Source organism: Methylobacterium sp. yr668 (assembly GCF_900116245.1).
Classification (GTDB): domain Bacteria; phylum Pseudomonadota; class Alphaproteobacteria; order Rhizobiales; family Beijerinckiaceae; genus Methylobacterium.
In genome coordinates, this window is the sequence record NZ_FOZY01000027.1 from 20,096 (window position 1) to 34,401 (window position 14,306).

Annotated in this window: 11 protein-coding genes and 1 pseudogene; 8 read left to right on the forward strand and 4 right to left on the reverse strand. The window is 70.4% G+C overall.

Annotated features, from left to right (window positions below; translation table 11 throughout):
* Window positions 1–116 precede the first annotated feature (116 nt).
* The 8 genes from BM419_RS24700 (at window position 117) to BM419_RS24735 (ending at window position 10,535) form a co-directional block, all read left to right on the forward strand.
* Window positions 117–782 carry a response regulator gene (locus BM419_RS24700; RefSeq protein WP_091927954.1) on the forward strand — a complete coding sequence of 222 codons (666 nt, stop codon included), beginning with the start codon at window positions 117–119 and terminating at the stop codon, window positions 780–782.
* Window positions 779–2,179 (forward strand): sensor histidine kinase, encoded by a 1,401-nt coding sequence (locus BM419_RS24705; RefSeq protein WP_175556364.1) that lies wholly within the window; start codon window positions 779–781, stop codon window positions 2,177–2,179. The genes BM419_RS24700 and BM419_RS24705 overlap by 4 nt, the downstream gene beginning before the upstream one ends.
* A 273-nt stretch (window positions 2,180–2,452) precedes the next feature.
* Complete coding sequence (locus BM419_RS24710; protein WP_020095780.1) at window positions 2,453–3,049, forward strand: TetR/AcrR family transcriptional regulator; 597 nt, start codon at window positions 2,453–2,455, stop codon at window positions 3,047–3,049.
* An 18-nt stretch (window positions 3,050–3,067) separates the two neighbouring features.
* Window positions 3,068–4,876 (forward strand): ABC transporter ATP-binding protein, encoded by a 1,809-nt coding sequence (locus BM419_RS24715; RefSeq protein ID WP_091928001.1) that lies wholly within the window; start codon window positions 3,068–3,070, stop codon window positions 4,874–4,876.
* Between the two features lie 26 nt (window positions 4,877–4,902).
* Window positions 4,903–6,081, forward strand: coding sequence for an efflux RND transporter periplasmic adaptor subunit (locus BM419_RS24720; protein ID WP_091927955.1), 1,179 nt, complete (start codon window positions 4,903–4,905; stop codon window positions 6,079–6,081).
* A gap of 18 nt (window positions 6,082–6,099) precedes the next feature.
* Window positions 6,100–9,243: an efflux RND transporter permease subunit gene (locus BM419_RS24725; protein ID WP_091927956.1), complete on the forward strand. Its 3,144-nt coding sequence runs from the start codon at window positions 6,100–6,102 to the stop codon at window positions 9,241–9,243.
* A gap of 243 nt (window positions 9,244–9,486) precedes the next feature.
* Window positions 9,487–9,951, forward strand: coding sequence for a nuclear transport factor 2 family protein (locus BM419_RS24730; RefSeq protein WP_020095776.1), 465 nt, complete (start codon window positions 9,487–9,489; stop codon window positions 9,949–9,951).
* Window positions 9,948–10,535 (forward strand): TetR/AcrR family transcriptional regulator, encoded by a 588-nt coding sequence (locus BM419_RS24735; RefSeq protein WP_091927957.1) that lies wholly within the window; start codon window positions 9,948–9,950, stop codon window positions 10,533–10,535. The genes BM419_RS24730 and BM419_RS24735 overlap by 4 nt, the downstream gene beginning before the upstream one ends.
* 1,304 nt (window positions 10,536–11,839) lie before the next feature.
* On the opposite strand, the gene BM419_RS24745 is transcribed toward BM419_RS24735, so the two are convergent.
* The 4 genes and pseudogenes from BM419_RS24745 to BM419_RS24755 all read right to left on the reverse strand — a co-directional run.
* Window positions 11,840–12,838 (reverse strand): SRPBCC domain-containing protein, encoded by a 999-nt coding sequence (locus BM419_RS24745; protein ID WP_244540853.1) that lies wholly within the window; start codon window positions 12,836–12,838, stop codon window positions 11,840–11,842.
* Window positions 12,730–13,002: an SRPBCC family protein gene (locus BM419_RS32980; protein ID WP_244540855.1), complete on the reverse strand. Its 273-nt coding sequence runs from the start codon at window positions 13,000–13,002 to the stop codon at window positions 12,730–12,732. The genes BM419_RS24745 and BM419_RS32980 overlap by 109 nt, the downstream gene beginning before the upstream one ends.
* Before the next feature lie 15 nt (window positions 13,003–13,017).
* Entirely contained in the window at window positions 13,018–13,482 is a 465-nt protein-coding gene (locus BM419_RS24750; RefSeq protein ID WP_244540849.1) for an MFS transporter, read from the reverse strand.
* A 126-nt stretch (window positions 13,483–13,608) separates the two neighbouring features.
* Window positions 13,609–14,288, reverse strand: a pseudogene (locus BM419_RS24755) (DDE-type integrase/transposase/recombinase); the annotation flags it as partial.
* Window positions 14,289–14,306 lie beyond the last annotated feature (18 nt).

Here is a 14,306-nt window from a genome sequence, read left to right on the forward strand (position 1 = left end):
CAGGGTCTGCCCTTCGAGAGCCGCGGGAGTCCCCGCAGCTTCGCCGTGCAGAGACCGGGCGGGAATGCTAAACTCGGAGGACCGCTTCGGCCAACACGATCGATGACGGGAGGAGCATGCGCGTTCTGGTCGTCGAGGACGATGCCGCCCTGGCGCGCGGCCTCGTCGCCGCCCTCCGGCACGGCGGATACGCCGCCGACCACGAGGCGGACGGAGCGGACGCGGTGCAGCTCGCGCTGAGCGAACCCTACAGCCTCATCGTCCTGGACCTCGGCCTGCCGGGCCTGCCGGGCTTCGAGGTCCTCAAGGCCGTCCGGGCGGCCGGCTCGACCGTTCCGGTCATGATCCTGACCGCGCGCGACGCCATTAGCGACCGCGTCCGCGGGCTCGATCTCGGGGCGGACGATTACCTGCTCAAGCCGTTCGACCTCGCCGAGTTCGAGGCGCGGGTGCGGGCGCTCGTCCGCCGCGGGCAGGCGGTGCCGAACCCGGTCCTGCGCTGCGGCGCGCTGGAACTCGACCGGGCCGCGGGCACCGTGACCCTCGGCGGGGCGCCCGTCGCGCTGCGCCGCCGGGAACTCGCCGTCCTGACCATCCTGATGACGCGCGCCGGGAAACCCGTCCCGAAGGAACGGCTCAGCGCCGAGATCTTCGGCTTCGACGAGGCGGTCGCGCCGAACGCCCTCGAACTCTACGTCGCCCGCCTGCGGAAGAAGCTGCAGCCGGACGGGCCCGAGATCCGCACGATCCGCGGCCTCGGCTACCTGCTGATGCCGGTGTGACCCCGCCGCGCGCGCCCTCGATCCGGCGGCGCCTGCTCGTCCGCATGCTGCTCCCGGCCCTGGCGCTCGCGCTGCTGCTGGGCTTCGCCGGCGCGCTCGTGATCCGGAACGTCGTGGAGACGACGCACGACCGCCTGCTCGACGGGTCCGTCCTGGCGATCGCCGAGCGGCTGACCGTGGAGGACGGCGAGGTGTCGGTCGACCTGCCCCGCGTCGCCCTCGGGATGCTGGAGAGCCAGGCGCAGGACCGGATCTACTACAGCGTCACCTACGGCGGGGCGCTGGTGACCGGCTATCGCGACCTCCCGGGCCTGGACGTCGAGACGCTCCCGCTCGGGGTGACGACCCATCGCGACGGCATCGTCCGCGGGGCGGCCGTGCGGATCGCCGCCCAGGCCCGGCGGGTCTACGGGAAGCCGGACCCGGTCCTCGTCCAGGTCGCCGAGACGCGCGAGTCCCGCCAGGGCCTGGAGCGACGCCTGCTCGCCGGGCTCGCGCTGGCCGAGCTGGGGCTGATGGGCCTGATCGGGGCCCTGTCGTGGTACAGCATCGACAGCAGCCTGAGGCCGCTGACCCGGCTGAGCGACGCGATCGACCGGCGGGCGGTCCCGGGCGCGATCAACCTGCAGCCGCTCGACGTGGCCGGGGTGCCCCGCGAGGCGCTGGCCCCGGTGCTCGCCCTCAACACGCTGCTCGAGCGCCTGGAGCAGGCGATCGCGGGGGAGCGCACCTTCACGTCGGACGCCTCGCACCAGCTGCGGACGCCGCTCGCCGTGCTCAGGATGCACGTGGAACTGCTCCGCAGGATCACGCCCGGGGAACCGGCCCACGCCGCGGCGATCGACGATATCGACGGAGCCGCGCGGCGCCTGGAACGCTTGCTCGCGCAACTGATCGCGCTCGCCCGCGCCGATGCGGGCGCGGCCGCCACGGACGCCGCCGCGGCGATCACCGACCTGAACGACATCGCGGCCCGCGTGGTCACGGAGCAGGTGCCCCACGCCCTCGCGCGCGGGGGCGAGATCGTGCTCGATCGCCCCGACGGCGCGGTGCCGGTCGTGGGCGATGCGTTCATCGTCGGCGAGATCCTCACCAATCTCGTGGACAACGCGATCCGCTACAACCGTCCCGAAGGCACCACCGTTGTCCGTGTCCGGCGCACGGAGACCGGCGCCTGCCTGGACGTCGAGGACGAGGGCCCGGGCATACCGCCGGAGGTGCGCGAGAAGGTCTTCGAGCGCTTCTACCGTGTCGCGACGCGAGACGGTCCTGACGGCAGCGGCCTCGGGCTCGCGATCGTCCGAGCCCTCGCGGACCGGATCGGCGGGGCGGTCACGCTCGGTTCCCGCGCAGGCGGATCGGGACTGGTCGCGCGGGCGAGCTTCCGCGCGCCGTAGTCCCTGCACGGGACGACGGTCCGGTGCGTTCGGCCATGTCCGGCCGTCCGACCCGGGTCGCCTTCGCATTGGCTGTCGGCTCGGATCTGCGCCGGCCTGCTCTCGTGCCCGGCCGGAACAGGCCGACGCCCTACGGTAAGCTGAAGCCGGCGGGGAGCTGCGCACCTGCGCGCCGGCGTCTCGGACACGTCATCCGATCACGGCACTTGAAAGATACCGCACGGTAGGTATCTTCGAGGCGGGGACGATTCCCGTCACTCCTGGGAAGGGGCCATGGCGACCGCCTATCATCGCAAGAAGCGGCCCGAGCTCGTCCGGCGCGCGCTGCTCGATTGCGCAGCCAAGCTCGCCCTGGAACAGGGCCTGTCCGCCGTCACCGTGCAGGCGGTCTGCCACGCCGCCGGGGTGACCAAAGGGGCCCTGTTCCACCACTTCCCGAGCAAGCAGGCCCTGGTCGAGGGCGTCGTCGCCGACTTGATCGCGCAGCTCGACGCCGAGATCGACGCGGCGATGGCGAAGGATCCCCGGCCGTACGGCCGGTACACCCGCGCCTACGTCGACATCACGCTGCACGACCCGATGATGACCGAGGGCAGCCAGTGGGCCGCTCTCCACATCTCGATCCTCGCCGAGCCGCCCCTGCGCCGCATGGTGTCGGCCTGGTTCGCGGAACGCCTGCACCGCCACCGCGACACCGACGGGAGCGCCGACCTCGAGTTCGTCCGGCTCGCCGCCGACGGCGCGTGGCTCGCCTACCTCGTGCGCGAGAAGCCGAGCGACCCGGTCCCCGCCCTCGACGCGCTCCGCGACCGCCTCGTCGCGATGACATTGGCTGAACCGTCCGCGCACCCGGGCGGCGACCGGGACTGAGCCATGGGATCGACCTCGATGGATGGGTTCGCCCCCGCCCGCGGCGCGGACGGGCCGGGCGATGCCGCGGAATACGGCGACCTGGCCGCGCGGCACGTCTCCGTCGCTCGGATCCTCACCCTGTTCCGCCCCTACGCGGGCCGGATCGCGCTCGTCATCGGGCTGATCGCGCTCGCCTCCGCCGCGGGGCTCGCCGCCCCGTTCCTGCTCCGCGAGATCGTCGACGTCGCGCTGCCGCGCACCGACCTCGGACTGCTCGGCCGGCTCGCCGCCGGCATGGTCGGCCTCGCCGCGCTCGGGGCGGGCATCGGCGTGCTGCAAGCCCTCGTCACCGCGAAGGTCGGGCAGGCCCTCATGCACGACCTCCGGGTCCGCGTGTACGCGCACCTGCAGTCGCTTCCGCTCGGGTTCTTCACGGCGACCCGCTCCGGCGACATCCAGTCCCGCATCGCGAGCGACATCGGCGCCCTCCAGGCGCTGGTCACCCACACGGCGGGTGAGGCCACGCGCAACGCCAGCGCGGTGGTGATGACCGCCGCGGCCATGCTGCTGCTGGAATGGCGGCTCGCCCTGTTCTCGTTCCTGGTCCTGCCGCCGGCGACCTGGATCAGTGTCCGCGTCGGCCGGTTGCGCGAGGAGACAACCTACGCGCAGCAGGAGCGCATCGCCGAGATGACGTCCGCGGTGCAGGAATCCCTCTCGGTCTCCGGCATCGTCCTCGCCCGCACGATGGGCCGCGTCCCCCATCTCGCGGAGCGCTTCGCGCGGGCCTCGCGCGCGGTGGCGAACCTGGAGGTCCGGTCCCACACGGCCGGGCAGTGGCAGTGGTCGATCATCGACCTCGTGCTGCAATCCCTGCCGGCCCTGACCCTGTTCCTCGGCGGCTGGATGGCGGGCGCCGGGACGACCATGACCATCGGCACCCTCGTCGCGATGATCGCGCTGCAGGAGCAGATGCTGTTCCCGCTCGAGGAGGTCCTGCGCACGGGCGTCGAGGCCCGGAAGACGCGGGCCCTGTTCGCGCGCATCTTCGAGTACCTCGACAAGCCGGTCGGCATCACCGAGCGGCCCGATCCCGTCACCCTCGACCCCGCCGAGGTCGCCGGCCACGTGCGCCTCGACGGCGTGACGTTCTCCTACGACCGAGCCGGCCCCGCGACGATCGCCGGCGTCACGCTCGATATCCCCGCCGGGTCGCACACCGCCATCGTCGGCGCGACCGGCTCGGGCAAGTCCACCCTCGGCCATCTCCTGGCCCGGCTCTACGACGTCGATGGCGGCGCCGTGCTCTACGACGGCGTCGACGTGCGCGACCTGAGTCTCGCCTCCCTCTCCGAGGTGCTCGGGGTCGTGACGCAGGACCCGTTCCTCCTCCATGCCAGCGTGGCCGAGAACCTGCTCTTCGCACGGCCGGATGCGACGGTCGCGGAGATGGTCGCGGCGGCCCGGACGGCCCAGTTGCACGACATGGTCGCCGCCCTGCCGGACGGGTACGACACGCTGGTGGGCGAGCGCGGGCACCGCTTCTCGGGCGGCGAGCGGCAGCGCCTCTCGCTGGCCCGGACCATCCTGCGCGACCCGCGCGTGCTGCTGCTCGACGAGGCGACGAGCGCCCTCGACACGGCGACGGAGCGGGCGATGGTCGAGGCCCTTGCCCGTCCGGGCAAGCCCCGCACGACCATCACCGTCGCCCACCGCCTCTCGACCGTCCGCCGGGCCGACCAGATCGTCGTGCTGGATCGGGGGCGCGTGGTCGAATGCGGCACGCACGAAGCCCTGCTCGCCCGCGGAGGCGCCTACGCGCGCCTCGTGCGCAAGGCGGCCTGACGACCACGATTCCAGGACGGATCTCCATGCCTTCACACGCACCGGCCCGGCGGTCGCCGACCCTCGCCACCCTCGGCCTCGTCGCGGCGCTCGCCCTGCAGGGCTGCAAGCCCGGGGCGGACGGTCAGGCACCGAGCGGTCCCGGATCGGCGGGTTCGCCGCCCGACGTCTCGACCGCTCGGGCCGAGCCCGGGACGGTGCCCCGCACCCTCGACCTGCCGGGTCGCCTCACCTCCACGCGGGTCGCCGAGGTCCGGGCCCAGGTCGCCGGCATCATCCAGGAGCGCGCTTTCGAGGAAGGCAGCCTCGTCCGGAAGGGGGATGTCCTCTTCCGCATCGACCCCGCCGTCTACCGGGCCGAGGTCGATGCCAAGTCCGCGGCCCTCGACCGGGCCGAGGCCACGCGGGTGCAGGCGCTGAAGCAATCCGAGCGCACCGAGACCCTTCTGGAGCGTCAGGCGGCCAGCACCGCCCAGCACGACCTCACGATCGCCGCCCTGCGCCAAGCTGAGGCCGACGTCGCGAGCGCGAAGGCGCAGCTCGCCCGCGCCCGGATCGACCTCGACTACGCGACCGTGCGGGCGCCCATCGCCGGCCGCATCGGCCGGGCCCTCGTCACGGAGGGCGCCCTCGTGGGCCAGGGCGAGGCGACCAAGCTCGCGCTGATCCAGCAGGTCGATCCGATCTTCGCCGATTTCAACGCCCCCGCGGCCGATCCGGGCCGGCTGGCGGAGCGGGCCACGGGCAAGAAGGAGACGGCGGTCCGCCTCGTCCTGCCCGACGGCGCGCTCCACGCCGATGCCGGGCGTCTGCTGTTCACGGATGTGAGCGTCGACCCCGGCACCGGGCAGGTGTCGCTCAGGGCCACGTTCCCGAACCCGAAGGTCGTCCTGCTGCCGGGCACCTATGTCCGTATCCGCCTCGCGCAGGGGACGGTGCCGGGCGCGGTCGTCGTCCCGGCCCAGGCCATCCAGCGGTCGAGCGCCGGCGTCGCGCAGGTCTTCGTGGTCGGGGAGGACAGGATTGTCGCGCTGCGCCCCGTGCGGGCGGGGGCGCTGACGGATGCGGGCTGGATCGTCGAGGACGGGCTCAAGGCCGGCGAGACCGTCGTGGTCGAGGGTTTCCAGCGGATACAGCCCGGCATGGCTGTGAACCCGGCGCCCTGGCAGGGCCCCCGGACGTCCTCCGCCTCCGCGAAGCCCTGACCGCGCCGGGACCGCACCATGACCCGCTTCTTCATCGCGCGCCCGATCTTCGCCTGGGCGATCTCCATCTTCATCGTGCTGGTGGGGGCGATCTCCCTCGCGTTCCTGCCGGTCTCGCAATACCCGGACGTGGCGCCCGTCACGATCCAGGTGAGCGCGACCTATCCCGGTTCTCCGCCCGAGCGGCTCTACGACGGGGTCACGCGCATCATCGAGGAGGAGCTGAACGGCATCCCCGGGCTGATGTACTTCGAGAGCACCAGCGACACGTCCGGCATGGCGCAGATCATGGCGTCCTTCGCGCCGGGCTCGGACCCGTCGAAGGCGACGGTGGCGGTGCAGAACCGGATCAAGCGCATCGAGGCGCGACTACCCCGGGCGGTCACGCAGCAGGGCGTCATCGTCGAGGAGGCCAGCACCAGCTTCCTGCAGTTCGTCACCGTTTCCTCGAAGGACGGCGCCCTCAGCGAGACCGACCTCGGCGACATCGCCGCCCGCCGCCTCCTCGGCGAGTTGCGGCGGGTGCCGGGCGTCGGCCGGGCCACCCTGTTCTCCTCCGAGAAGGCGCTGCGCATCTGGATCGACCCGGTCAAGCTCGTCGGGTTCGGGATGACGCCGGGCGACGTTACGGCCGCGGTGGGGGCGCAGAACGCGCAGGTCGCTTCAGGGACCGTCGGCGCGCAGCCCGCGGCCGAGGGCCAGCGCATCGCCGCGAACGTGCTGGTGAAGGGGCAGCTGACCACGCCCGCCGAGTTCGCCGAGATCGTGCTGCGCGCCAACCCCGACGGGTCGCTCGTGCGCCTGCGCGACGTGGCCGAGGTCGAGCTGGGCGGCCAGTCCTACACGATGCAGACCCGCCTCGACGGGCGCCCGGCCGCCGGCATCGGCATCCAGCTCGCCCCGGGCGCGAACGCGCTCGCGGCCGCCGGCGGCGTCAAGGCGAAGCTCGCCCAGCTCCAGCGCACGCTGCCCGCCAACATCCGGGTGACGGTGCCCTACGACACCACGCCCTTCGTCGAGGTGTCGATCCGGAAGGTGCTGATGACGCTCGCCGAGGCGATGGCGCTCGTCTTCGCGGTAATGTTCCTGTTCCTGCAGAACGTCCGCTACACCCTCATCCCGACCATCGTGGTGCCGGTGGCGCTGCTCGGCACCTGCGGCGCGTTGCTGCTCGCCGGCTTCTCGATCAACGTGCTGACCATGTTCGGCATGGTGCTGGCCATCGGCATCCTCGTCGACGACGCCATCGTGGTGGTCGAGAACGTCGAGCGCATCATGGGAGAGGAGGGGCTCCCGCCGCGGGAGGCCACCGCCAAGGCGATGGGCCAGATCACCGGCGCCATCGTCGGCATCACCTCGGTGCTGGTCGCGGTGTTCGTGCCGCTCGCCTTCTTCCCCGGCTCGGTCGGGGTGATCTACCGGCAGTTCGCCGTCAGCATGGCGACCTCGATCGCCTTCTCGGCTTTCCTGGCCCTCTCGCTGACGCCCGCGCTCTGCGCCACGCTGCTGAAGCCGGTCGAGAAGGGCCACCATCATGCCAAGGGCGGCTTCTTCGGCTGGTTCAACCGCCGCTTCCACGCCGGCACGGGGGCCTACCGGTCCGGCGTGGCGGGCCTGCTGCGCCGGCCCGTTCGGGCGCTCTTGGTGTACGGCCTCCTCGTGGCCGCGCTCGGCTGGGGCTACTGGCGCATGCCGTCGAGCTTCCTGCCCATCGAGGACCAGGGCTACGTCATCGTCGACGCGCAGACCCCGCCGGAATCCGCCACCGGCCGCACGCTCGACGTGGCCAAGCGCATCGAGGAGCACTTCGCCAAGGAGCCCGGCATCGACAGCCAGACGCTGCTCCTCGGGTTCGGCTTCTCGGGCCAGGGGCAGAACGCGGCCATCAACTTCGTCGGGCTGAAGCCCTGGGGCGAGCGCGGGCCGCAGGACAGCGCCGACGCCATCACGGCCCGCGCCAACGCCGCCCTCGGCGGCCTGCCCGACGCCATCGCCATGTCGCTCTCGCCGCCGGCCATCGACTCGCTCGGCAATTCGAGCGGCTTCGCCTTCCGCCTCCAGGACAAGGCGCAGCAGGGCCACGCGGCGCTGGCGGCCGCGCGCGACCAGCTCGTCAAGGCGGCGTCCCAGAGCCCGATCCTGCAGGGCGTCTACGTCGAGGGCCTGCCGACCGCGCCGCAGATCGAGCTCGTCCTCGACCGGCAGAAGGCCAGCGCGCTGGGTGTCACCTTCGCCGACATCAACGACGCCCTCTCCACGAGCCTCGGCTCGGCCTACGTCAACGACTTCCCGAACCAGGCGCGGATGCAGCGGGTGATCGTCCAGGCCGAGGCGGCCCGGCGCATGAAGGCGGAGGATCTGCTCGACCTGAACGTCCGCAACGCCAAGGGGCAGATGGTGCCGTTCCAGTCCTTCGCCCGGGTGCAATGGACGATGGGCCCGTCGCAGGTCGTGGGCTTCAACGGCTACCCGAGCATCAAGATCTCCGGCAGCGCCGCCCCCGGCTACGCCAGCGGCGACGCCATGGCCGAGATGGAGCGCCTGGCGGGGCAGTTGCCGCCGGGCTTCGACTTCGCCTGGACCGGGCAATCGCTGCAGGAGAAGCTGTCGGGCTCCCAGGCTGTCTATCTGCTGGCGCTGGCGCTGTTCTGCGTCTTCCTCTGCCTCGCCGCGCTCTACGAGAGCTGGTCGATCCCCCTCGCCGTGCTGCTCGTGGTGCCGACCGGCGTGGTCGGCGCGGTCTTCGCGATGCTGATGCGGGACATGCCGAACGACGTCTACTTCAAGGTCGGCCTGATCACGGTGATTGGTCTGACCGCGAAGAACGCCATCCTGATCATCGAGGTGGCCAAGGACTTCGTGGCCAGGGGCGTGCCCGTCCGGGAGGCTGCGCTGGAGGCGTGCGAGCTGCGCTTCCGGCCCATCGTCATGACCTCGTTCGCCTTCATCCTCGGCGTCGTGCCGCTCGCCGTCGCGACGGGGGCCAGCATGAACAGCCAGCGGGCCATCGGCACGGGCGTTCTCGGCGGCATGGTCACCGCGACGGTGCTCGCCGTCTTCGTCACGCCGCTCTTCTACGTCCTGATCGCGCGGGTCTTCGGTTCCGCGGCGGCCGGCCAGCCGGAGGCCGGTCCCGTCCGGCGCGGCATCCCGGTGCCCTGAGGGTGCTCGTCCTTGCCAGGGGCGCGGCGGGACATCCCTCCGCTGACGCGAGCCGCGCAGCCGCAGGAGAACGACGGGGTCGGGTGGGTTTCCGCGGGTCCGCTTCGGGAACGGCACTCCGGTAAGCTGCCCCTCGCCGCTTGCAGATTTCCCGACCGAGAGCCGGAGGGCTTTCAGGGCGCTTGATCTATCGGCGCCCATGTTGTACCGAACGGTACAACATGGTTCTGAGAGGTGATCCTGATGTCCCGACCTCCGCTTCCCCCGTTCACCGAGGAATCCGCGATCCAGAAGGTGCGTCTTGCCGAGGATGGCTGGAACACGCGCGATGCGGCCAAGGTCGCGCAGGCCTATACGCCCGACACGCGCTGGCGGAACCGCGTCGAGTTCGCGACCAATCGCGAGGAGGCGCAAGCTTTCCTCACTCGGAAGTGGAACAAGGAGCACGAATACAGACTGATCAAGCAGTTGTGGGCCTTCACCGGCAACCGTATCGCGGTGCGCTATGCCTACGAGTATCGCGACGACGGCGGGCACTGGTTCCGCGCCTACGGCAATGAGAACTGGGAGTTCGCCGAAGACGGATTGATGGCGCACCGTCATGCCAGCATCAACGAGATGCCGATCACCGAGGCGGAACGGAAGTTCCGTTGGCCGCTCGGGCGCAGACCCGACGATCACCCCTCGCTGAGTGACCTGGGCCTTTGAGCACGAAGCGCGTCCTCACCGAACGTGCCGGTGCCGTGCCGGCACTCGCGGAAGCGTTCCGCGAGCACGGGTTCGAGGGCGCGAGCCTGTCGGTGCTGTCGAAGGCGACCGGCCTCGGCAAGGGCAGCCTCTACAACTTCTTCCCCGGCGGGAAAGAAGAGATGATGGAGGCGGTTCTCGCCGACATAGATGCTTGGTTCGAGAAGATCATCTTCTCGACGCTGGAGCATGCGCGCGATCCGACAGCGGCCGTCACGTCCATGATCGACGATGTGACGGAATACTTCCGATCCGGCAGAAGAGTCTGTCTCGTCGGCTGCATTGGCCTGAATGCCTCCGGAGCCGTTTTCGCGGAGCGGATAAGGAGCTACTTCGCGCGCTGGATATCGGCTCTGGCCCGGTGCCTGAGAGCCGGCGGCGTTCACGAACCGCAAGCCTCGCAACTCGCGGAGGAGGTGGTTTCGGGGATACAGGGCGCGATCGTGCTGGCGCGAGCCTTAGAGGACAATGCCGTCTTTCTCCGGGTGGTTCATCGACAGCGATCCGTCTTGATCGATGCAATCGCCGATTCTAGTGCAGAGTGATAAAAGTCTCATCATTTGCAGTAGTCTGCCATGACAATTACCCATTCAACGATCGTCTGAATTGTAACACTTGAATTTCGCGACGAATTGTTCGCCCGATAAAGTGTGCCCGGCGACGATCCGTCTCCACCGCGATCAAGTCCGCATTTCTCGTCGTGCACCGGACTGGGCATATGAGACGGTGACACGGCTGCTTGCATCCGAATGTCCGGTTCGGGGATGCCGCTGAACAGGCCGGAATGGCTGGGCTGGGTCGCGAGGCGTCCGTCCTCTCTTCCGGCAGCCGGCCTTCCGAGCCGATCACGGCTTCCGCCAGCATCGGCCGCCGCAGACCGCCTGCAGGAGCGTCTCCGACGGGTGAATCTCTGCCGTTCCGTTTTCGAGCTGCAGGGGCATCGGAGCGGACGACTTCGTTCCGCAGGCGCCCCGCTCTTCCGTAATCTCGGGGATGGCCGCGGTCGCCATCTGCCTGGCTCGATCGGGCCGACGTCCAGGCCGCACGGAGCCGTGTCGCGGCTCGCAAGCTGAACCAAACTGTCTCGGGAAATCCGGCGTGGTACAGCGATCGCGGCCGCCGGGTGCCGGTCCCTCGATCGACTCGACAGCCGACCGATATTTACCAAGCCGTTCGATGTCCTGGGAAGCTCCGGGGTCAGGTTGCGTAGTTGTCTTGAAACTCAACCACAGGCTGCATAATCTGCGGCTATGCGCGTCACATCCGCCATTGGCCTCGCCTCCGTGTTGCTCTCTGCGGGGTCCGCCGTCGCCTTCGCCCCCGCGCTGTTCGCGGCGGGACCGGCCGCCGTAGCCCAGCTGTGTACGGAGAGTGCAGGGACCGTGTCTTGTGCGAACGGTTATGCGGGCTTCCGAGGCCCCTCGGGGAAGCTCTGGATTGGCAAAGATGGCCGGGGGACCGTGATCGTCAGCATCGATGATCGTCGGAACGATCAGGAGCCATCCCGGCGCGAGCAGGATCACGGACGCTTCGTCCTCGAGCAGGCGTGGTGAGGCTCGGATCTTTCGCCCGTCGCCGCTGCCGTGCAGTTGAGACCCGGGTCGTGGCGTGACGAGCGGTGGCTCTCTCGGAGCGCCGCCAGTGACGAGGGCGCGAACCGCAAACTTGGTAAGGCCGTGGGCGCCTCACGCCTTGTCGGAGGCTGATCCAGCAGATCGCGCATCCTGCGGATCGATGGGTCAGGGCTGACGAGCGGGCTCCGGACGGGACCGATCGAGAGGATGGGTTGGCGACCCGTCGCAGACGGTCGAGACGTTCCGGCCTGACAGCCAGCCGCGGCCGTGCAGGGTCAGGTTTCCCCACGCTCCAACAGCAGGCGGTAATCGGCCAGGGTCATTGTCCCGGTGTCGCGCGGGTCGATCGCTCGCCGATCGCGGTCGGGCAGAACATCCGCGAACAGATCGATCCTCTTCCAGGCCGGGAGCTCGCCCGCTCGTGCCCGCCCCGGCACGAAGCCTGACGTAGCCTCCCGACGGTAACGGTGGATGTAGCGCGGGCAGTTCACGAACACCTCGGCGATGTCGACCTTGAGCACCAGCTCGGCGCCAGGATGACGTTCCAAGTCCCTCGCGTCGCGGGCGATCCGCGCCGTGCCGTGGAGGCGCAGGCGGTGCGGCGTCTCGAAGTCGATGAACAGCAGGCCGAGCTTCGGGTTGGCCGAGCGATTCCCGGCCGTGAGGTACATGCCGTTGCCGTCGTAGCTCGGCAGCTCGATGACGCGCGGGCCCGCCACGCGCACGAAGCCCCGCGCACCGCCCTTGTACGAGCAGGTCGGAAATCCCCGATGGTCGACGGAGGTGATGAAGACCAGGTCCTGGCGCGCGATGAAGGCCTGCTGGGTCGCGGTGAGTTCGCTCGTGACCGACAGGCTGCGCAGCCGGTTCGCGAGGTTGCCCGTCTCGAACGCCTCTTGGAAGACCCGGTGACGGGGACCGTAGAGGTTGCTGATCGCGCCCAGAGGCGGCGCGAACACGGCCGCGTCGGGTTTCGGCGCGGTGCTCCAGCGCAGGCGTTCGAGGCAGATCGCCCAGGCCGCCCTGTACCGGTCGGCGGTGTCCTGCCGGTCGAGCCGCGTATGAGAGAGCGTCAGCTCGGTCACGTCGACCCCGAGGGGACGCAGGTCGATCTCGACGCGCGACGGCGGTCCGGCGAGCGGTCCGTCGCCGGCGAAGTGCCACGTCATCGCGAGGCGCCGCGGCGGCACGATCTCCAGGTACTCGCCGGACACCGCGTAGGCGCGCCCGTCCGGATTGCAGCCTTCGAGGCTGAAGCGGCCGCCGACCCGCAGGTCGCGTCGCGGACCTCGCCGGCCCCCGGCGTGAGCCAGCGGGCGAGGCGGCGCGGGTCGGTGCAGGCCTCGAACACCAGGGCCGCGGCGGCATCGAGCTGCCGGACCAGGGCGATGGCGATCCGCGGGGGGCCGGACGCGGCGTCGGGCGCGGTGTCGGACATGGCGTGGGCGATCCGTCAGGCGATAGCGTCGAGGGCACGGCCCCGCGTCTCGTGCAGGCACAGCGCCGCGACGAGGAAGGCGACGGCGAGGACGGTCAGCGCGTACCAGAGGCCGGCATAGATGTTCCCCGTCGCCGTGAAGGCCGAGAAGGCGATGGCCGGCAGGAAGCCTCCGAACCAGCCGCCGACGGCGTAGGGCACGGACAGCGCCGTGGTTCGGATGCGCGTCGGAAACAGCTCGATCATCCAGGCCGCGAGCGGGGCCGAGGCCAGGGCCACGAACACGTTGAGGAGGCTGAGGAGCGCGATCAGCGCCGGCAGGTTCGTCTTGGCCGGATCGGCCTCGGCCGGGTAGCCCGCGGCCGCGACGGCGCTCGACAGGGCTTTGCCGAACTCGGCTGTCCGTGCCCCGAGCGTCGCCTTGTCGAGCCCGGTCCCGTCGAAGGAGGCGAGACTCGCCTCGCCGAACTCGATCCGCACTGGGCTGCCGACCGGCAGATCGCGCGTCGCATAGGGGATGCCGAGCTTGGCCTGTCCGTTGTCAGATGATTTGAGACGATTTGGGACGCTCAGGAAGGGAGGCTTTGGTCCACCTGGGTTGAGAGGTTAGGCAGCCTGCGCGTGGTGGCGCAAGCGGCGGTCCATAAGGGTCTGGCGCTTGATCCGCGCCCGCTCCTGCAGGATGGCCTCGCCGCGGCCGAAGTAGACGTCGGCGGGGGTGAGGTTGCCCAGGCTCTCGTGAGCCCGAGCTTGGTTGTAAGGCTCGACGAAGGCGGCAACCCGCGCCTCCAGCTCGCCGGGCAGGTCGGCGTGTTCGAGCCGGATGCGGTTCTTGAGCGTCGGGTGCCAACGCTCGATCTGACCCTGCGTCTGAGGATGGCGGGGCGCACCGCGGATGTGGGTCATGCCCCGGCTGCCGAGCCAGTCGGCGAGATCCCCCGCGACGTAGCTCGGCCCGTTGTCGGAGAGCCGCCGAGGCCGCTGACCACGTGCACGTGGTCGAGCCCGGCGGCTGCCAGCGCGCGGTCGAGCGTGGCGGTGACGTCGCTGGCCTGCATCGTCGCGCACAGCTTCCACACCACGATGTAGCGCGAGAAGTCATCCAGCACGGTCGAGAGGTCGTACCAGCCCCAGCCGAGCACCTTCAGATAGGTGAAGTCAGTCTGCCAGAGTTGATTGGACGCGGTGGTCTTGTCCCGGAACTCGTCGGCGGCTTTGATCACGATGTCGGCCGGGCTGGTGATCAGGTCCTGGGCCTTGAGCAGGCGGTAGACGCTCGCCTCCGAACGGTCTCTGCCGGCTTC